Annotated in this window: 15 protein-coding genes; 8 read left to right on the top strand and 7 right to left on the bottom strand. The window is 35.3% G+C overall.

The window, feature by feature from the left end:
- Positions 1-74 precede the first annotated feature (74 nt).
- Together BZG01_RS13805 and BZG01_RS13800 are read left to right on the top strand one after the other, a co-directional pair.
- Complete coding sequence (locus BZG01_RS13805) at positions 75-503, top strand: hypothetical protein (protein ID WP_101310427.1); 429 nt, start codon at positions 75-77, stop codon at positions 501-503.
- A 39-nt stretch (positions 504-542) separates the two neighbouring features.
- Positions 543-1,379 carry a hypothetical protein gene (locus BZG01_RS13800; RefSeq protein WP_101310426.1) on the top strand — a complete coding sequence of 279 codons (837 nt, stop codon included), beginning with the start codon at positions 543-545 and terminating at the stop codon, positions 1,377-1,379.
- 257 nt (positions 1,380-1,636) lie between these two features.
- On the opposite strand, the gene BZG01_RS13795 is transcribed toward BZG01_RS13800, so the two are convergent.
- The gene (locus BZG01_RS13795) at positions 1,637-2,719 is read right to left on the bottom strand and encodes a toxin-antitoxin system YwqK family antitoxin (protein WP_101310425.1); all 1,083 of its coding nucleotides are present in this window, start codon (positions 2,717-2,719) and stop codon (positions 1,637-1,639) included.
- A gap of 63 nt (positions 2,720-2,782) precedes the next feature.
- Positions 2,783-3,589 carry an alpha/beta hydrolase gene (locus BZG01_RS13790; RefSeq protein ID WP_143470917.1) on the bottom strand — a complete coding sequence of 269 codons (807 nt, stop codon included), beginning with the start codon at positions 3,587-3,589 and terminating at the stop codon, positions 2,783-2,785.
- 349 nt (positions 3,590-3,938) lie between these two features.
- On the opposite strand from BZG01_RS13790, the gene BZG01_RS13785 reads away from it, so the two are divergent.
- From BZG01_RS13785 to BZG01_RS13770, 4 genes are all read left to right on the top strand, one after another.
- Entirely contained in the window at positions 3,939-4,571 is a 633-nt protein-coding gene (locus BZG01_RS13785) for a peroxiredoxin (protein ID WP_101310423.1), read from the top strand.
- 62 nt (positions 4,572-4,633) lie between these two features.
- A complete protein-coding gene (locus BZG01_RS13780; RefSeq protein ID WP_101310422.1) occupies positions 4,634-5,014 on the top strand; it encodes a desulfoferrodoxin family protein in 381 nt (126 codons plus the stop codon).
- A gap of 362 nt (positions 5,015-5,376) precedes the next feature.
- Positions 5,377-6,756, top strand: a complete 1,380-nt coding sequence (locus tag BZG01_RS13775; RefSeq protein ID WP_101310421.1) for an alpha-amylase — start codon at positions 5,377-5,379, stop codon at positions 6,754-6,756.
- A gap of 70 nt (positions 6,757-6,826) precedes the next feature.
- The gene (locus BZG01_RS13770; protein WP_101310420.1) at positions 6,827-7,804 is read left to right on the top strand and encodes a hypothetical protein; all 978 of its coding nucleotides are present in this window, start codon (positions 6,827-6,829) and stop codon (positions 7,802-7,804) included.
- A 62-nt stretch (positions 7,805-7,866) separates the two neighbouring features.
- On the opposite strand, the gene BZG01_RS13765 is transcribed toward BZG01_RS13770, so the two are convergent.
- A complete protein-coding gene (locus tag BZG01_RS13765) occupies positions 7,867-9,789 on the bottom strand; it encodes an alpha/beta hydrolase family protein (protein ID WP_101310419.1) in 1,923 nt (640 codons plus the stop codon).
- A gap of 356 nt (positions 9,790-10,145) precedes the next feature.
- Here BZG01_RS13765 and BZG01_RS13760 point away from each other — a divergent pair, with 356 nt between their 5' ends.
- Together BZG01_RS13760 and purU are read left to right on the top strand one after the other, a co-directional pair.
- Positions 10,146-11,366 carry a 6-phosphofructokinase gene (locus BZG01_RS13760; RefSeq protein ID WP_101310418.1) on the top strand — a complete coding sequence of 407 codons (1,221 nt, stop codon included), beginning with the start codon at positions 10,146-10,148 and terminating at the stop codon, positions 11,364-11,366.
- 1,403 nt (positions 11,367-12,769) lie between these two features.
- Positions 12,770-13,630 carry a formyltetrahydrofolate deformylase gene (gene purU, locus BZG01_RS13755; protein WP_218973114.1) on the top strand — a complete coding sequence of 287 codons (861 nt, stop codon included), beginning with the start codon at positions 12,770-12,772 and terminating at the stop codon, positions 13,628-13,630.
- Positions 13,631-13,758: 128 nt separating this feature from the next.
- Here purU and BZG01_RS13750 read toward each other — a convergent pair whose 3' ends face one another.
- The 4 genes from BZG01_RS13750 to BZG01_RS13735 form a co-directional block, all read right to left on the bottom strand.
- Positions 13,759-14,184, bottom strand: coding sequence for a DUF3859 domain-containing protein (locus BZG01_RS13750; protein ID WP_101310416.1), 426 nt, complete (start codon positions 14,182-14,184; stop codon positions 13,759-13,761).
- A 208-nt stretch (positions 14,185-14,392) separates the two neighbouring features.
- Positions 14,393-16,696, bottom strand: a complete 2,304-nt coding sequence (locus BZG01_RS13745; RefSeq protein ID WP_101310415.1) for a hypothetical protein — start codon at positions 16,694-16,696, stop codon at positions 14,393-14,395.
- The gene (locus BZG01_RS13740) at positions 16,693-17,712 is read right to left on the bottom strand and encodes a hypothetical protein (protein ID WP_143470916.1); all 1,020 of its coding nucleotides are present in this window, start codon (positions 17,710-17,712) and stop codon (positions 16,693-16,695) included. The genes BZG01_RS13745 and BZG01_RS13740 overlap by 4 nt, the downstream gene beginning before the upstream one ends.
- Positions 17,713-17,834: 122 nt before the next feature.
- Positions 17,835-19,553, bottom strand: coding sequence for a MutS-related protein (locus tag BZG01_RS13735; protein ID WP_218973113.1), 1,719 nt, complete (start codon positions 19,551-19,553; stop codon positions 17,835-17,837).
- Between the last annotated feature and the right edge of the window lie 497 nt (positions 19,554-20,050).

Raw genomic sequence — 20,050 nt, 5'->3', positions numbered from 1 at the left:
ATTACTATTCTTAAGTCTTTACAATTTAGTGCTCTCAATCAATTATGACTTTTAATAATGAACAATAAAAATATATGACTACATCCTACATAAACTCTGAAGAATTCGACAAACAATTAGCTAAAAAAAAACTAAAGGCTGAAGATATTGCTGAAATACTTAATCTGGAAATTAGTCTCGCAAAAAGTGTTTTTGCAGGATACAAATCAATCGGTGAGTTTGAAATACTTAAACTACATGAATTAGCAGGCTTCAGTTACCCCAAACTTATTACAAAAGAAAAAACTCTTGACAAAAACAGACCAATCAAAAAAGAACCAAATAAAAATGATTCAAATTTGAGGGATACCAAGCTTACTATTTACCGAAAAATGAATTGTGAAAAATGTGATTTTTTGATCTATAACCCAGTCAATTTTTGTCCGAATTGCGGAGAATTGCTTTCTCAGATTATTAAACAAGACAAGGCTGTTCCTGAAGATAATGAATCTTCAAACGCATAAGAATTTGAACTAAAAAAACCAAAAAAAATACACAATAATATGTTTTATGATATTCTAAACAATATGGATCTTCACGAGGCTACTACCTACGAATGGGAAGATATAGATGGAAAACCCCGTTACCGCTGGTACAAATACGCTCTTAACTCGGTTTATATGATTTCCAGCATTGATGACATTTGCGATATTGATGACATTAGTTTTGATGATCTTGGCACTTATTACGACAGCGTAGCCTGGGTTGCAAAAAACGACCCAAAAGCCTTGGTTTACATCATGAGGACGTTGGTAGAACCTGTCACAGATATAGTTAAACAAAAATTGCTAAGCCATCTGCTCGAACGAAAATATTACAAGTCTTGCGCCATTGTTGAAAAACATTTGGTCTCTTTTCCAGTTCCTGCCGAAAGAACTTTTACCCGTAAAAAGGCAAAGTCTATAAAAAATGTAAACAAGAACATCGCAAAACGGATATGTGTCCTCTCCAATCTTCTGTACGAGCTAAAAACAAAAGACAAAGAGAAACTATACATGCCTGAAATACAGGATCCCTTAAGTAACCTTTTGAACTTTGAATCTTTTTCGGCCGATCTTTTTCGTGAAGATCTCGACTCATTGGAGTGGTTGCTGCAAAATGCTCCCGATGAGATAAATGAAATGTTTACAACCAAAATATGTCAGGAAACCAAAGACCGACTTCTTACCTATCTGGCTCAAAAAGAACGCTATTCATTGTGTCAGTTTTTTAAAGAAACATTGCCGGTTTTCGAAATGCCGTTCTACTTCGAAATCCCACCCTACTCTAAAGAAATAGTAAATGAAAATGAGCTCTTCCTGCTTGATGAGGATGATTATTTTGATGAAGATGAAGAATAACGCTTAAGAATTGTCTGATTGTGATATCTCAAGGGTATAACGCAAATAAATTCAACAATTTATGAAAGATACAGATTTGAATAAAAATGCGGCTTTTTCTTTTAGGCTCATTATGACCAGCCTCAACGATTCTTGTATCTTGGGTAAATAATACGCACGAAACATTGATAATTATATTATAGATATTAGAATGGATGATAAATAAAATTGAGTAGAAATGACTTTCATCATTTAATTTAAAATGCCTTTTGGAACTATTACTTTTTAAGAGATTTCAGTATGTATTCAAATTCCGCTTTTAAATCTTCATAATTTTCACTTGAACAATCAAGAATTAACTCCATTCCAACTTCATCTTGAAGAGAATGTAGAACAATTGTTGTTCGTTCATTATCTTCTGAATCGGTATGGTTTCCTAAATAAGCTATACTTTGAGGAAGAAAAAACAGTTGTTTCTCTTTAGGAATAACTCTCTTTACATCAACAGAAAGACGTCTTCTTCTGTGCGAAGAGTAATCAATCAAACCAATATCTGATGGTACAGCCTCTAAGGAAATCAGACAAGATGCTAAATCTTCCGTATTCTCATCCTCATTCATTCCTAATCTGTAAAAAAGAAAACTTAATCTGTCGTCAACCTTGTACTTTTCCGATAAATACCAGACTCCTTCCGGGAAACTAATATTTACCTTAGCTCCATCAATAAAATAAGTGTTTTGATATAACTCCTCGGCAACAGGCTTGCCATCTTCCGAAAGGTATGTCCAAACTCCAAACTTAATTCCCTTTTTAAACTTTCCCATATGGGATATCCCGCCATTCGGATAATAATAAATAGCCGGTCCGTTTAAAGTATCATTCAAAAATTTCACACTTAAACTGGGTTCTCCACTTTCGAAAAACTCTGAGTAAATGCCATTCGCAATATTATTGACAGCAAAAAACTCCTTTTCTTTTTTTCCATTTTTCCACCAAAAGGTCACCATCCCTTTTTGTTGCCCATCCACATATTCAAATTCCTTCTTCTTGCGTCCTGAAGGATAATATTCCCTGCTTGTCCCATTTTCGATTGCATATTTATTAAAGCCAACCTCATAAAGTCTTTTCCAATCAATATTTGTTTGCAAACCCTTATAATGATAATCTGACAAAAGCACGTTATCAATTGTAAAGTCTTTTACCAAAAATTGATTCTCTGTAATTTTATTTATTGTAGAAAAAAACTGAGCGGTCTCTTTCTCAGCAACCAGCCAATCCTGATTAAAATATACAGTATCCTGAGCTATACTTTTAATCGGAAGCAACAGGATAAAAACAAAAAAACAACGGGTTAATTTCATAAGAATTCAATTTTGAAATAATTATGTACAAAATAGATAACTTTTTGATATTATGCGAAGTATTTACCTACAATTTCTGCTTCGTTCGTGAAACTTTAAATGCGACAAACCATTCAACATTCCTTCGTCGCTGTAATAATTCCAATAGGTATCAAAACCATGTTCAACGCCATGCAATATTTCAAAAGAGTGATCTATCTCATTTTCCTTTAAGAACTGATGCATTTCAAAACTAGCTCTGCGATTCTTAGTCCGGACAAAACTATCTTCGGTACCAATTTCAAGTTTAAGCGGTGTTGATTTACCTTTTAAAATCTCTAAATTGTTTTGCCCAAGTATGAAGTTGTTTTCCAGAGTATAATCACTTACATAGCCCATTCCAATAATCGACGAAAACAACCCCGGATATTTCAAATAGTAATGAATCGCTCCGGCAGCTCCGCGTGAATGCCCTTCAATTGAAATCTGTTTACCATGACCTCCTGCATTAAAAGAATCCTGACAAAACTGAATGAATTCACCACCCTGCTCTTTTACTAAAAGACGTTCATTTTTCTCTGAAAACCACTGAACGTTGTCACGATCATTATCTCCACGAATTCCTGCAATAACAACCGGCTCAATATCTCCATTACGAATCCAATCATTCAATTGTTCTGCCCGAACGTATTTCTTAAATGTACCTTCGTCGCCGCCTTGCCCATGCATAAACAAAACCAATGGATAGGTTTTATTCGGAGTCCAATTTGGAGGTAAATAAACAAAATACGGTACACAGGATCTTTCTTCAGTCTCAAATATCGATATACTTATTTCTCCTGCACAATCCTTAAAATCAGTAAGTTCTATTATATTATCAAATACCCGCATTTCTTTCTTATTTGTTAATCGGAGCTTTTCCCGAGACAGTTTAAATTTAAAAATATCCTCAACAATGCTGACAAGACAGTAAGATACTTTTATCCAAACTAAATTTGGCAACTTCTACAAAACTAAAAATTATCATTCAAATAAAAACTTTATGAGCCTTTATCCTCTACCTTCCATTGGATTTATCTGAAAGACTGAATAGTTAAAGAATCTATTAGTAATGATATTAATTCTCTCGATGCAGGTATAAAGATTATTGATTAATATAATTTGTGCCTTAGTCAAATCAATTCTACATTTGTAATCATTACAAAAAGCAAGATTAATAATCATTAAAACACAAAATAAAATGCAAACTTTAATTGGTAAAAAAGCACCATCATTCTCTGCCGGTGCTGTTGTTAACGGAAATCAGATTGTTGAAAATTTTTCATTGGATCAATTTGTTGGTAAGCAGGAAGTAGTATTCTTCTTCTATCCTTTGGATTTCACTTTTGTTTGTCCAACCGAATTGATTGCCTTTCAGGAAAAACTTGCAGAATTCGAAGCCAGGAACGTGGCTGTTGTTGGTTGTTCTGTAGATTCAGAATACTCTCACTTTGCATGGTTAAATACTGATAAAAATAAAGGTGGTATTAAAGGTGTTACTTATCCTTTGGTGGCCGATTTATCAAAAACTATTTCTGAAAACTATGGCGTATTAGCTTCAGAATACGATTACAATGAAGACGGAAATGCAGTATCTACAGGAGCACCTGTTGCCTACCGCGGATTATTCCTTATCGATAAAAAAGGAACTGTTCGTCACTCGGTAATTAACGATTTGCCATTGGGAAGAAGTGTTGATGAAGCAATTCGTATGGTTGATGCATTGCAGCATTTCGAAGAAAATGGCGAAGTTTGTCCTGCAAACTGGAACAAAGGAAAAGAAGCTATGCAAGCTACTGCCGATGGTGTTGCAGAATACCTAAGCAAAAACTAATAAAAAACAAAACAATCCTCTCATCCCTAATTTTACAGGGAATAAAATCAAAAAAACAAAACATGAAAATTAACAGGTACCAAGACATTAACACCATTGATGGTGAAGCTAAGAAAGATTATATCGACAGACATTCTGCATTTATTCACTGCGATGACTCAGCTAAAAAAGGTGAGAAATTTAAAGTGAAAGTGAAAATTGGTGATGCTTATTCTCATCCGGATGATTTCGATCACTATGTTGCTTGGGTTCAACTTTGGGATGGGGAAAAAATGTTAACACAAGCTACTTTTACAACAGGAATTTTAGGTGGTGAAGCCAATCAGGCTGAAGTTGATTTTTACATAGTACCATCACGTAAAATGAAACTAACCGCTGTAGCTTTCTGTACAAAACATGGCTTATGGCACTCAGATGAAAAATTGGTGGAAGTTGCAGAATAACTACTGATTCAAAATAATAAAACAGGGAAATCATTATTGGTTTCCCTGTTTTATTTTATAGCACCCTACCCTAATTAAACCATTTAATTCCAGGGTCTCTTACCCATATTTTTAAACAGATTTGATTTTAGTTGCATCAAACTGCGTTAAAATTCGCTTACTATCTAATATTCAGCCCTTCCATGCAAACGTTTGTTGTGTTTTTTCATCAATTATATGATTAAATAAAACCTGTAAACTTTTATTTAATCATAAATTATAGCATTCTTCTTTCATAAACAGAGAAGAAACATGTCATGACTATAAACGATTATTTAAATTAAAATCAAACATTTAAATTAACTGCTAAATTTTTGTTACTTATGAAAAAGAGAGACCTGTTTTACCTAAGTTTAACTCTCATACTTAGTTTGGGATTAATGTTTTCCTCTTGTTCCAAAGATGAGATTACTGAACTTCAGCCAGAGGTTCAAACCACTAAAACAACAAATTTAACCGCCAAAACCACTAGTAATGCCAGTGTACTAATGCAAGCCTTTTATTGGGATGTTCCTGCAGGAGGCGATTGGTGGAACACTCTTGATTCTAAGGTTTCTGATTGGAGCAATGCCGGCTTTAATGCCATTTGGTTACCACCAGCTTCCAAAGCACAAAATGGAACTTATTCTATGGGTTATGATCCTTTCGATTATTATGATTTTGGACAATACAATCAGATGGGATCAATCGAAACTCGTTTTGGATCAACAGCAGAATTACAAAATCTGATCAGTTCTGCTCATAACGAAGGTTTGCTTGTGTATGCCGATATCGTTATCAATCACAACAGCGGAGGAGCATCGGAACAAAATCCATACACCGGAACAGATACATGGACAGACTTTAATCCATTATCTGGTTTGTTCTATCGAAATTACAATGATTTTCATCCTAATGATATTGAAACAAATGATTTAGGTGCTTTTGGCGGATATCCTGACTTGTGTCACAGCAAGACTTATGTGCAGGATTGGTTGTGGAACAACTCCAATTCTGTAGCCAAATACTACAAAAATGTAATGGGCTTTGATGGTTGGCGTTTCGATTATGTGAAGGGATTTGAACCATGGGTTGTAAGAGAATGGAATGCTTCTGTAGGAGGATTCTCGGTAGGGGAATTATGGGACAGCAATGTAGATTATCTTAATTGGTGGGCCAATGAAGCTAATTCATCCGTATTCGATTTTGCCTGTTATTATGCAATGAACGATGCTTTTGATGGAAATGACCTGACCAAATTGAATAATAACATGATGTGGAAGCAGAATGCAACCAGAGCAGTTACATTCGTAACCAATCACGATACAGATGAAATTTGGAATAAAATGCTAGCATATTCATATATTCTAACTCACGAAGGATATCCATGCGTTTTCTATCGTGATTATGAAGAATGGCTGGACAAGGATAAAATGAATAATTTAATATGGATTCACAATAATCTGGCTAGTGGCACCACATCCATATTATATGATGATAATGATGAATATGTAGCACGCAGAAACGGATGGAATGGTCCGGGATTAGTTGTTTACATCAACAATTCAGATAGTTGGCAGGAAAGATGGATTGAAACCAATTGGTCAAGCACAACAATTAAAGATTACACAGGAAATTCAAGTTGGGAACCGGTAACTCAGAGTGGCAAGTGGGTTAAAATTCAGGCTCCGCCACACGGATATACCGTTTGGTCATCAAAATAAATTACTATTTAAGCCATGACTTTTTAACAGAAGTCATGGCTTCCACTTGATCTCTAAAAACTACACAGTTATGCTTATTCGACTATTATCAACTCTTTTTTTTATCCATCTTACAGCATCATGTTCCAATCAAGATAAATTAGTATTGCCCGGCAAACTGGAAAAACAATATCCTCTTAAATTTGAAGCCCCAAGTATAATAAACTCAAACGGAATTTTTGTTAATTCCGGCCTATGTGCTAATGCAAGCGGAGATACTTTATTATTTTACGGACAAATTCGAAATAATAGAAAATCGTCAATTGTAATTTCCCCCTACTTACTTCAAATTCAAACACTGGAAAATCACCGAAGCAATCCTATTTCGGTTAGAACCAAAACTGTACTACTTCCCGATAGCTCACAATCATTCGTCTATAAATTTACACCCATAAATAATAAATATTTATTCTCGCGAACAGAAAAAAGAGGCGATTTAGATAGTTGTTATTTTATTGATTTTAATTTCATTAGAGATACAAATGGTCATTCAATAACAAATCAGGTTATTAAATTCAATGCAAACGAAAAATTATTTTCGAATTATCTCAATAATTTTGCCCACGAACACTCAATCACGCTATACGAACTAACAAAAGAAAAACTTCAATCTAATTTTCAATTTTCTGAAACCGAAATTGTGATGAATGGAATTGTACTAACAACCAAATTTTACCAAGATAACGACAGCCTTTTCTTGAATCTAAAATTAATTAATCACAGCAGCGAATATTTAAAGTTTTCTCCCGATTCAATACAAATAACCAGCATTGATCCTGAGAGCGAAAAAGAAATAAGGCATCAGGTAGTAAGTGCTGTTACAAAATCCGAAGGACATAAATCTATCCTTAAAAAAGGTGACAGACTGCAAACACAACTTAACTTTGGATACTTTAAACATCCTCCTTTGAAAATAAAAGTAGATTTTTCCACACTAAAAATTCATCCTCAAAAAATAAAAGTATTTTCATTTAACCCAACATTTAGAATGATCAAAAAGGTATCTTAATACAAATTAAAAAGGGTGCTCATTTTTTTTGAACACCCTCATATTTTTATTCGCCGTTCCGCTTATTCAGCCACAGCAACTTCTTCTTTCTTTAAATATTTATCCAGGAAAACAACAACCTGTCCATACCCTTTAATTTCATTTTCCTTTTTACGGAAACCATGTCCTTCATCATCAAACACGATGTATTCTACCGGCACGTCATTCTTTTTAACAGCTTCAACAATCTCATCCGATTCTGCCTGCAAAACACGAACATCATTTGCTCCCTGCAGCACCATTAATGGTTTAGTTACTTTATCAGCAAAAAACAAGGGAGATTTATTGTATAAGGTAACCGAATCAATGGTTGTAGGGTCGCCAATTTCGGCATACAAAGCATTACGGAATGATTCCCAGTACGGAGGAATCGATTTTAAGGTCCGCAGCCAATTGGTCACTCCAAAAATATTAACTCCAACCTCAAATTCTTCAGGAGCAAAAGTCAAAGCAGCCATGGTCATGTAACCACCATACGAACCACCAATAATTCCAATTTTTGTTTCATCAACAACACCTGTCGAAGCCAAAAATTTCTTTCCCCAGATACAATCCTTTAAATCCTCATCACCATGCTTCTTATCATCCATTGCGTAAAACTTCTTGCCATAACCGCTGCTGCCACGATTATTCACTGCCAAAACAGCATAACCATGATTCACCATAAACTGAATTAAAGAAAAGTAACTCACTCTCGATTGTCCTCCCGGACCACCATGCACCCAAACCATAGCAGGTACTTTGCGATCTGCTGCTGCAATTTTAGGTTGGTAGTAAATGGCCGGAATCTGAACACCATCAAACGATTCGTAACGAACCACTTTCGCTTCCACTAAATTTGCAGGATCGATCTCCGGATTTAAAGTTTCAGTCAATTTTTTCGCTTCAGTATCTCCCAGTTCAAAAACATAAATGTTATTTGGAGAAACCGAGGTACCTACAACCAAACGAACACGGTTTTCGTCTTTTGTTAAACCAACCGATTTTATATCACCACCTTTAATCTCAGGCAACTTAACTTCCTCATTGGTTGTCAAATCAATCATCTTAACGTTTGTCTTTCCATCTTCATTAATCCCAATAATCCGATATTTTTCGTTGTATGAATCGTAGGCATACCAAACATCCCAATCGGCCTTAAAAACCATTTCCTTTTCTCCCGATTCAATGTCGTATTTATTCAGATAAACAAAATCAGAATCTTCATTACTTAAATAGTACAAATACTTGCCATCCAAACTAAAAAACTGTGGATTGTAAGTTGCATCACCGGAGTGCTCCGAAATGTGCATTTTCTTGCCCGATTTTCTATCGTACAAATACATTTCGTTGTTGTTTGTAGTAATACTTTGGGTTAAGGCAAGATATCGATTGTCCTTACTTTTGGCGGCAACATCCAATCCGTCGTTATTTTCATACAATAACTTCGCAGTAAAATCACCTTTTTCAATGGATTCCAGACCAATCTGATACAAATCCATAAACTTTGGATTGCGCTTGTTACTTTGGTAGTAAAACGATTTTTCATCACGATCCCAGCCCCAAAATCCAGCTCTTGCACCTTCAAAAGGGGTTAAATCAGTTATCGTACCATCCACATCTCTCATGTAAATATGATTGTTCTCGTTTCCCCCTTGATCATAAGACAAAAGCACCTTATCGCTGTTTGGGAAATAAGCCAATCCGAAAAAAGATTCCTTTTCCGAATTCGTCAGTTGTTTGGCAGGAGAACCATCTACAGGAATCTCAAACAGATTGTAGATACCTGTTTCATTACTGCTCACCAACAATTTACTACCATCGCCCGAGAACGAACCGCCGCTCACATTGGTGTTTTTATAAAACTGTTCAATACTGTAGGAAGGAATCTCAACAACTTTTTTTTTCGGCTGGCAAGCGGCCAACACGAATAAAAGGGCAAATAAAATCAAATAATTACGTTTCATAATTGTGATTTAATAAGGTTAGAAAATCTATTGAAGTACTTAAGAAAGTGGTGTCTATGTAAAAATAAGACAAAGTGACCGGCTTACAAAATATTATTTCACAGCAACTTAGCATCCTGCATTAGAATTTTGGGCGTTCCCCTATCCTGCGCACAAAGCATCACACGGGTCAGGCTTTCCGCTGCAACTCCTCACCTCCCTTTCACTCCGTTGCAGGAAGGTTTCGGGGTTTCTGCTGCAATCCTTAACGCAGCAACCTTATCACATAAGCTCCCACTCAACCCAAAAAAGTAAGTATAGTTTTCCAAATTCCTCTATCTTTGCCGGATCTTTAAAATAAAACATCCATTTATCCAATGAAAGAATCTGTTGTAATTCTGTGTGGTGGAGGTCCGGCTCCGGGCATCAACACCGTGATTAGTAGTGTAGGAAAAGTATTTTTAAAAAACGGTTACCGGGTAATTGGTTTGCACGAAGGCTACAAAGGTCTTTTCTCTAAGGATCGTAAAATAGTCGATCTCGACTTCGAAACTCTTGATGGAATTTTTACAAGAGGTGGTTCTCATCTAAAAATGAGTCGTTTCAAACCAAAAAATTCAGATTTCTCAACCGATTTTTTCGTTGAAAACAATGTAAAACTATTGGTTACCATTGGTGGCGACGATACAGCATCTACAGCAAACCGAATTTCAAAATATCTGGAAGAAAATAAGGTAAATATCTCGAACATTCACGTACCAAAAACCATCGACAACGATCTTCCTTTGCCGGAAGGATCTCCAACATTTGGATATCACTCCGCTAAAGACGAAGGAGTTAAGATTGCAACTACCGTGTGCGAAGATGCCAGAACATCTCAGAACTGGTTCGTGTTGGCCGCTATGGGACGAGAAGCGGGTCATCTGGCTTTCGGAATTGGTACCGCCTGTCATTTTCCAATGATTATTATTCCTGAAATGTTCAACAAAACAAGCATTTCAGCCGAAAAAATTGCTCAACTGGTCATCTCCTCTATCATAAAGAGAAGAATAATGGGCTTAAACTACGGAGCTGCGATCATTAGCGAAGGAGTTTTCCATTTTATGAGCGATGAAGAGATCAAAAGCACAGGCGTTAATTTCACCTACGATGCTCACGGGCATCCGGAATTGTTCAATGTAAGCAAAGCGCACGTTTTCAATATGGTAATTCAGCGCAAAATGAAAACCTACAATCTGAACATAGGAACCCGTCCGGTTGAACTGGGATTTGAAATCCGTTGCTGCAGACCAATCGGTTTTGATCTTAGCTTGTGTACCTTGTTAGGAAATGGTGTTTACACTTTGTTCAGGCAAGGTCATTCTAAATGTATGGTAACTGTCGATCCTATAGGCGATGCTTCTCCTTTATTCCTAAAAGATGTAGAAGACGAAAACGGAAAGGTGAAACCTCGTTTGGTTGATGTAAACAGTCAGCGTGTACAGTCTGTATTGAACTACAACCTGCATTATCTTACAGCCGAAGATGTTGAAACGGCAAAAGCATATCTTCCTGATACGGAAAACTATGTTTTCACCAGAATTTTGAATTGGGAGTAAACCTTAAGGTTGAAGGAGAAAGGTACAAGGAAGAAGGTACAAGTTTAAAGGTACAAGGTACAAGGCTTTGTCATCCCAATGATGATAAAGAATAAGTACAAGGGAAAAACATACAAGCGAGCTCAAAAAGCTCTAAAATTAATAACCCGGGGTAAGGAGCAATATCAACTTCAATCCCGGGTTTATTGTATTCTGTAAATCCGTTACACAAACAAATATTTGCTGTTACAATAAGCTTTCTGCCATTCTCATGTCACAATTTTAAAAAACACCTCACTCTATCTCTCTCCTCAAGGAGAGAAGAACACAGCTACAAGCTCCTTAATCATAAACTTGCCATAATGATCAATAAAAATAAAAGTTTAACCTCAAAGTAAACGAAGGATATCACAAAGAACACAAAGTAATATATAGTGTCTCTATTACAAATTCTCCCTTTTATAGGGGAGATGCCGACAGGCAGAGGGGTGTTAAAGAACAAAATCACCTCACTCTATCTCTCTCCAAAAGGAGAGAAGAACACAGCTACAAGCTCCTTAATCATAAACCTGCCATAATGATCAATAAAAATAAAAGTTTAACCTCAAAGTAAACGAAGGATATCACAAAGAACACAAAGTAATATATAGTGTCTCTATTACGAATTCTCCCTTTTATAGGGGAGATGCCGACAGGCAGAGGGGTGTTAAAAGAACAAAATCACCTCACCCTATCTACTTCCAAAGAAGAGAAGAACACGGCTACAAGCTCCTTAATCATAAACTTGCCATAATGATCAATAAAAATAAAAGTTTAACCTCAAAGTAAACGAAGGATATCACAAAGAACACAAAGTAATATATAGTGTCTCTATTACGAATTCTCCCTTTTATAGGGGAGATGCCGACAGGCAGAGGGGTGTTAAAAGAACAAAATCACCTCACCCTATCTACTTCCAAAGAAGAGAAGAACACGGCTACAAGCTCCTTAATCATAAACTTGCCATAATGATCAATAAAAATAAAAGTTTAACCTCAAAGTAAACGAAGGATATCACAAAGAACACAAAGTAATATATAGTGTCTCTATTACGAATTCTCCCTTTTATAGGGGAGATGCCGACAGGCAGAGGGGTGTTAAAAGAACAAAATCACCTCACTCTATCTACTTCCAAAGAAGAGAAGAACAAAGCTCCAAGTTCATAGTGTGCATAAGATTCATACAAAGAAAGAAAACAGTTTCAAAAGAGCTTATTTCGTTTTATACAATTATTAATTCATAATTTTTAATTAATAATTCTCTAAAATTTCTACTTTTGCATCACACACCACTTACCTAACGGGCAAATCGTTCCATATTGAAGCAAATTAGTAACTTGAACTTTAATTCACGGAATTTATCATTCCGATATCAATGAAATGACTATGTCTGAAAATAATGTAAACGCATTTTTACTCTTTACCTGTCCGGATAAAAACGGAATTGTAGCCAAAATCACTCAATTTATCTACAAAATAGGTGGTAACATCATCGATTTGGATGAACATGTAAACCAAAACCAGCAGTTTTTCTCTTTGCGGATTGCCTGGAACATGTCCAACTCGACAATTCCTGCTTCCAAACTTCACGAAACATTCGAACCTCTGGCCAAGGAGTTTGATGCACATTGGAGAATCGAGTTTTCGAATCAGAAGCAACGTGTAGCCATTTTCGTTTCAAAATACGACCATTGTCTTCAGGAAATTCTGTGGCGCTACAACATGAGCGAATACGACATCGAAATTCCTTTAATCATATCGAATCATCCGGATTTGAAACCAATTGCCGATGCTGCCGGAATTCCATACCATGTTTTTCCGATAACAAAAGAAACCAAACCTGAGCAGGAAGCCAAAGAGATTGCCTTACTAAGAGAACTTAATATCGATTTGGTAGTGTTAGCCCGCTACATGCAGGTTTTATCACCGAACTTTATTCGTGAGTTCAAAAATAAGATTATCAACATACACCACTCCTTTTTACCTGGATTTGTTGGAGGAAACCCATACAAACAGGCTTATGAACGCGGTGTAAAAATGATTGGAGCAACCAGTCACTTTGTAACCGAAGATTTGGACGAAGGACCAATTATTGAGCAGGATATTATGCGTATTACACACAAGGATACCATTAAAGATTTGATCCGTAAAGGTCGTGATCTGGAACGTATTGTACTGGCCCGGGCTCTTGCCTACAAATCGGAACACCGCATTATTGTAGATGGTACCCGTACAATTGTTTTTTAAAGGCAATTCTATCTGAAAAATAGTACAAATGCAAAATGGTCTTCCGGCAACATCTCGGAGGACCATTCGTTTATTTTTTTATTGAGAGATCTACTTAAAGTTAGGAGGCGCAAGTATATCCATTTGCTTTATTCTCTCAAAATAAATGTCTGACTGCACATGATCTTATCATCATAAATAATCTCAAAAATCCATTCCCCCGGCTGCATTTCCCAGTCCAATTCAAACGTGTAGAAGTCATAGCCTAACTCATCAGTATAGCTGTCTTTTTCTTCCACGGTTTCCATAAATTGTTCCATACTAATTGGATTCACCAACTTAGGATGTCTTATCCTGCACACAAAATCAACAAGTTCTGCTTCCTCTGAATCAATTTCGAATTGATAACTTATTCCAAAACTCAAACCTACCGTAGGATGAATAACATCGGTTTTTTCAACAAACTCCATGTCATCAGAATGCAAAAAGTATCCTGTTGTACTACCCGGAACAATGTCTTTCTTTGTCTCTCCAATCGCTTTACAAATTCCGTAATCAATTATTTTTATATTCATTATTGTTGTTTTAGACTAATTGATGGCCTCACTTTGAATAAGAACGGCAAAACTACAGTTTTTTTTGTCACAATTCCTAATATGAGTGGGCTTCAGGAAAAAGTATTCGGGATCAATATTCGTTTGTTTTAAAAACAATAGGATACAAAACAAGCAACTTTAAAATTTAAAGTTGCTTGTTTGTAGTTAGCGCAAATACACGCCCGTACTAGTGAGTCGAACTATACAATCTAAAATAACTGCAGTGATTAATAATCATTTCATGAAATTTTGTATCTGAATAATCCTCCTTCAGAGTTTTAAAACTTTTGTAGTTCGGCAATTCCAATTCATTATACTTACTAAAATTAACTTTAAAAGTATCATTACCTCCCTCATTGTAATAAGTATTCAATTCACATTTTGCCATTAAATAAAGACATCGGGCATTTAATTCCTTATCAGTTGATAATTCAATTACACGCTGATAAAACCCGAGGGACATTTCACTTAGCCCAAAATAAGTTTTGTTGTAGGAAGTGATATCCGAAAGGTTGAACCCTTTTCTGTTTGCAATAATATCAGCGCCGTTTTCACTGGATTGATAATCATCACCCGCATAATGAATGTAATTATAATCACAACAGTTGGAATCACCAATTAAAGCTCCTCTGTAATATCCTGTATTTGAGATATTATAGTAATAATTAGCTAATAAATAGTTCGCCAGTTTGGCTTTCCACTGTTTTTCGTTAGCGGTTAGTTTTTCCAGTTCAATCAAATAAACCGCCAGATCAGAAATAGAAAAGTTTGGTTTAATAAAAGAGAACAAATCTGCTTTATAAACTTCATCATCCATCACTTCCTCTTCATTGCAGGAAAAACATTCTATAATATTATTACTAAATATTTTATTTGATAAAGATATCGTGCCACTCAAATTGATACTCTTACTAAAATACTCCAATGCTGCTTCTGCATTTTTCTGATACAAATAATAAATCCCTTTCTGATAATTCAGATAATCAATAAACTTGTCGTTACTCCTCTTATTCTCCAAAAGTTCTTTTTCGTAGGCGCTTTTATCAGGTTTATTATAAAAAGCCTCCAAAGCATCTAACAACTCTAAAGAACTAATAGCTCCACCCGATTCCAATTGGTTATGAACGAGAAATGCTTTTGCTATTTGATTGTTTGCATAGTAAAGATTGGCAATTTTAGCTTTAATAAAACTCTTTAGATCTGAATTAAAATCAACTGGCCAAGTTCCCTTGTCAGGATATTTTGACAGCACCTGAGAAATAAAGTTCTCATTTTCAATGGAAATACTCTCCCAGGAAAAAACTTCATAAACTATTGACAGAATCTTTTTCTGATCTGCAAATGATTTAACTGCTTCCAGTTTTCTTTTTGCTTCGCGTATGTCTTTTCTGATAAAAGACAAATACGAACTGGCCATTCTCCAGAAATCAGTATTTTTCACCTTCTGATTAGAAAGCTGCAGTTCGGCAATATTTAATAATTCGTTGTAATCCTGCCCCTCTTCCAAATTAGGCAATCTGCTCTCTCCAACGCCAATACTTTTAGGCCATACATCACGTTCAACATTATTTAATGCACGCATAAATAAAAGCTCAACTCTTCGATCGTTAGCATCCAACCCAATAAACTTATTAATATTATCAGTTTCATTGGAGAAATTACGCAAACTTGTTATTAGGAGTAAATCTTTTTCATCTTCAATTCCATTTACAAAAGACCGCCCTTCAGCCTCAAAAGAGGTGCAAAAATTGAAACTTACAAATGCAGATTTTTTTCTGTCGATACTATTACTTACTATTTTTGTGAACAGGTAGGCTGCCTTCTCATAATTTTCGGTGGAATAATAACAACCGGCAACTTGATCTAAAATATAATAGTAAATCTCATTTTTTTGTATTTTATTTTCAACTTTTGCTTCATAAAAGCCTATGGCTTCACCCCAAGCTTTCGAATAATGCATAATGCGAATAATCTGATAGTAGTAACGCGCTTGTAACTGCGGGTCGGTCTCACTACTCAACAATGAATTAGCCTTTTCAAGTAAAACCTCTGTATCCACATCTTTCTCCTCTAAAATCTCATCGTAATCCCACGAGTTCCTTCTGGTTCTATAACTAAATGCTTCACTGCACCCTTGGGCAAAATCTACATAGAGTTTCGCTCTCTTTTCTGTTTCAGAGTCCTTATTGATCCAATTAAAATCTTCAGGCTTATAAACCGCCATTTCAATTTCTTCGGTACTCCAACCCGTAAGAATCTCTTTCCACAATTTTACATTCCCTTCAGGATATTCAGGATCCTTGGATTCTGAATAAGAATTTTCTCCATAAAAGGCATTGTAATCATCCCTTAAAAAAGGATAGAACTCTTTGGCTGAAATATTTGTTTGTGCAAACAAATTATAAAACCACATTCCTTCCCAATCACCTCCACCACATGCAAATACTGCAGATGATATAAATACTAATAAACCAGTTAAAATACTCTTCATAATTTCTCGACTAATTCGCTAAGATTGATATTCGAAAGAGACTTTTCATCCATATGATAAAATATAATCCCGTTCGTAATTAGTTTGCTTTCTTTTATTGTTTGGTACGAATTCACAATTTCAGCATCAGATAATTCTTCCAATTTGATTTCATAACCTTCACTCAAATAAAACCCCTTGCAGAGCGTATCCTTTACCACCTGGAAATTTTTTACATCAACTTGTTTAAAATGCGGATCGTTTTTAAATATTGTTCTCTCTGCATTCTTAATAATTTTAATTTCATTGTCCTTATTCTTAACCACTGTTTGCGAGAAAAGAGGCAAAGCAATATTCAAAGGCAAAGGATATTTGGTTTCAGAATCGATGTACTGTTTCACAATGCTGTTTTGCAGAATGGAATTCTGATTCATGTTTTTTAAGTCGCCAACGTTATACAACATTAAGGTACCTTTCTTCACGGGAGGAATTCCTGTTCTTTCTTTAAATTTAATTTGATGCAAACGAATGGTCACATCCAAATCAAATTCTTCACCTAAATTTTCCAACAATTCAAAATAAGCGTATTTGGTACTTTCTGTCCAATCACAATCAATTTGAATTTGCGAAATCTTCTTGTTAAAATGTTTCAAACTGATCTGATTCACCAAATCTCTTATCCTATTGGATAATTTCTGTATTTCCAGATTTGATACCTGAAAAACTCTATTGGTAATATATACCACCGGAACAATTTCAAACTCCTTGTACTCCTTTGCAACACTTTTCAATACATAAGTTGGCACAATACCATCATCATACCAATTGGGTTCGTGCTCCGATATTATATCAAAATAATGCAGATAGATTTTATTTGCATTTGCACTCTTTAAAGATTTCTGATATTGATTATTAAATTCAGCTTTCGATTTCCAATGATAAAAAGAGATTTCCTTCTTTGCGGTATCTTTTTGAGAACAGGAGGTTGTTATAAGAAGCAATAACATGCCTGACAACAAATGAGTTTTCACTTTCAAAATTTACAGTTTTATATTTTTATAGAAATTGAACAAAAATAGTAATTTTACTTAATTATAAATCATCATAATACCGAACATTCTCACTTTATTGCTCAAATAAATAGCGAAACTATTTAACTTCAAAGCCTAGTTCGATCTAATTCTTCAGCTAATGCCATCGCCTCCTTAATTACCAGCTCCGGAAAATCATTTATTTCAAGTATCCTGATTGCATTTCTGTTTTTCAGTTTCCCTTCCTTCAATTTGTAGTCAAAGTCCACTGATTTATCGCTCACAAGTTCACTGAAGTGATACAATTCATACTCCTTCTCCAACAAATCGGTTAATTCGATATCGTGAGTAGATACGAATACCCTATTGTTATTTTTTGCGAGCGCAGACAATACAGCCTTCCCGGCAGAAATACGTTCGACAGTATTGGTTCCTTTAAAAATCTCATCGAGCAGGAACAAACTGGCTTTTCCATTGCACGACTTGTCAATCATATTTTTAATGGTAAGAACCTCTTCAAAATAGTAGCTCCTGTCATTCATTAAATCGTCACTAATGCGAATTGCAGAATAGATACAAATTCGAGGAATCATCATTGATTTAGCAAAGCAGGTATTCATCGTTAATCCAGTAAGAACATTGATGCCAATGGCTCGAATAAGAGAAGTTTTACCCGACATATTCGATCCGGTAAGCAATATGGATTTATCGTTTACCTCAATATCATTTCGAACACAATTCACAATTAACGGATGATAAATCTCACAAGCCTTCATCCGACTGTTCTCCTCATCGATTTTAGGAATACAGCAGTCGCCGCCTTTTCGCAAGGAAGCAATAGATAATAGCACATCGATTCGTCCCACAAATATGAAAACCTTCTCAATTTCCTTTCTTCTGCAATCCAAACGTTTCAATACACCAAACAAAAGCAATGGCTCCAGTATGAATAGTATTTTAAAAAGCTCCAAAAAAGACCAAAATATCACTTGGAAATCACCTTCAATTTTCGACTCCAATTTAAAAAAGAGCATTCTATTTCGCACCTGATCAAGTATTTTTATGGATTCAGACAGTAAAGGATTTATCTTTTTTATTTCTTCATTGTGAAGCAAATTATTCGCAACCCGTTTTAAAACCATAAGCTGTGGAATAGAATCGGAATAACTGGACAGGTTTTTCTTGTTCCACAGATGAAAACAGATATTAACAATGAAAACTCCAATTAAAACAAAAAACATTTGAGCATTAAAAGGCAACAAAACAAGAGATAAAACACTTGTAAAGGATAACAATCGGAGTATAAAAAACCACTTTGGCTGTTCCAAATGTGCTTCTTGAAACAAGCTTGAAACAAAATAAGCCTCTCGTCCCTTTAGCTTCTCTAACTGAGTTTGCACTTCAACCCTAAAATCAGAATCATCTGTAAAGAGATGGATCAGTTTCTCATCCAAATCTACATTTATAGGTTTATTCGGAATTGCGCGTAATTTATTATACAAATATTGTTGCCCAGGTTTCGAATGGGTTCGATCCAAAAACATGAACATCTCCTCAAAATCCAAATCTTTACAGGTTTTATCGGAAAGCACCTGAAGAGTTTCAGTATGTTCTTTATTCCTGAAATATTTTTCGATCAATTCAAAATTATAAGATTCATCTTTCAGCTTCCCAAAGGAGGCTTTTAATTGTTCGGCTTGTTTTTTCTTGAAGTTAAAGATCATATTGTGCGCAATATTATATTCTTCTGTTTCAAACCCGACAGTATCCTTGAATCTGTCAGCGTTTGAATGTTTGTAAACAATTACTTCTTTTAATTTTATCAGAATATGAAAATGATTTGGCATCAACACCCATGCAAAAGTATCTGCAATAGGATCGATGTATTTTTCAACAGGTTTAGAAAATATTCAAAATTTTCTTCACATGTAAATAAATCGCACCCGTTTACACCTCAATTGTAAATATGATAGTATTGTCCTAATTCAAGAGCATCTGCTGCTTGCATATAGTTTTAGGTAAATTTTCAAATCTCTACTATATCATTTAACAATCCCAAAGCTAACAAATCTCACACAATTATCATGCGCAATTCCAATCATAATAAAGCATTAATTTAAGATCTTACATTTAGGCTTCCCCATCTGTAATCAGAAAACTAAGGGTGAATTTTAGGCAAACACAACTGCAAAGCCAATTTCATAGGTGAAAAAGGTCTTCGACAAGGCTGTTGATGCCAAATTAAAGGTCTAAAGTGTGTTCGAAGCACTTGTTGTTGCAAAATCGAAGGGAAATTGCAAGGCTGAGAAACTGAATTAAACAACAAAAAAGACGATACCGTACT

Origin of the sequence: Labilibaculum manganireducens, assembly GCF_002843385.1 — a bacterium.
Classification (GTDB): domain Bacteria; phylum Bacteroidota; class Bacteroidia; order Bacteroidales; family Marinifilaceae; genus Labilibaculum; species Labilibaculum manganireducens.
Note: the sequence above shows the minus strand (reverse complement) of the source record. Positions and strands in the feature narration are given on the sequence as shown.

What these genes read in the sequence shown, in the direction of transcription:
- BZG01_RS13805 (WP_101310427.1), top strand. Translation starts at nt 75, where the DNA reads ATGACTACATCCTACATAAACTCTGAAGAATTCGACAAACAATTAGCT.
- BZG01_RS13800 (WP_101310426.1), top strand. Translation starts at nt 543, where the DNA reads ATGTTTTATGATATTCTAAACAATATGGATCTTCACGAGGCTACTACC.
- BZG01_RS13795 (WP_101310425.1), bottom strand. Translation starts at nt 2,719, where the DNA reads ATGAAATTAACCCGTTGTTTTTTTGTTTTTATCCTGTTGCTTCCGATT.
- BZG01_RS13790 (WP_143470917.1), bottom strand. Translation starts at nt 3,589, where the DNA reads ATGCGGGTATTTGATAATATAATAGAACTTACTGATTTTAAGGATTGT.
- BZG01_RS13785 (WP_101310423.1), top strand. Translation starts at nt 3,939, where the DNA reads ATGCAAACTTTAATTGGTAAAAAAGCACCATCATTCTCTGCCGGTGCT.
- BZG01_RS13780 (WP_101310422.1), top strand. Translation starts at nt 4,634, where the DNA reads ATGAAAATTAACAGGTACCAAGACATTAACACCATTGATGGTGAAGCT.
- BZG01_RS13775 (WP_101310421.1), top strand. Translation starts at nt 5,377, where the DNA reads ATGAAAAAGAGAGACCTGTTTTACCTAAGTTTAACTCTCATACTTAGT.
- BZG01_RS13770 (WP_101310420.1), top strand. Translation starts at nt 6,827, where the DNA reads ATGCTTATTCGACTATTATCAACTCTTTTTTTTATCCATCTTACAGCA.
- BZG01_RS13765 (WP_101310419.1), bottom strand. Translation starts at nt 9,789, where the DNA reads ATGAAACGTAATTATTTGATTTTATTTGCCCTTTTATTCGTGTTGGCC.
- BZG01_RS13760 (WP_101310418.1), top strand. Translation starts at nt 10,146, where the DNA reads ATGAAAGAATCTGTTGTAATTCTGTGTGGTGGAGGTCCGGCTCCGGGC.
- purU (WP_218973114.1), top strand. Translation starts at nt 12,770, where the DNA reads ATGTCTGAAAATAATGTAAACGCATTTTTACTCTTTACCTGTCCGGAT.
- BZG01_RS13750 (WP_101310416.1), bottom strand. Translation starts at nt 14,184, where the DNA reads ATGAATATAAAAATAATTGATTACGGAATTTGTAAAGCGATTGGAGAG.
- BZG01_RS13745 (WP_101310415.1), bottom strand. Translation starts at nt 16,696, where the DNA reads ATGAAGAGTATTTTAACTGGTTTATTAGTATTTATATCATCTGCAGTA.
- BZG01_RS13735 (WP_218973113.1), bottom strand. Translation starts at nt 19,553, where the DNA reads ATGCCAAATCATTTTCATATTCTGATAAAATTAAAAGAAGTAATTGTT.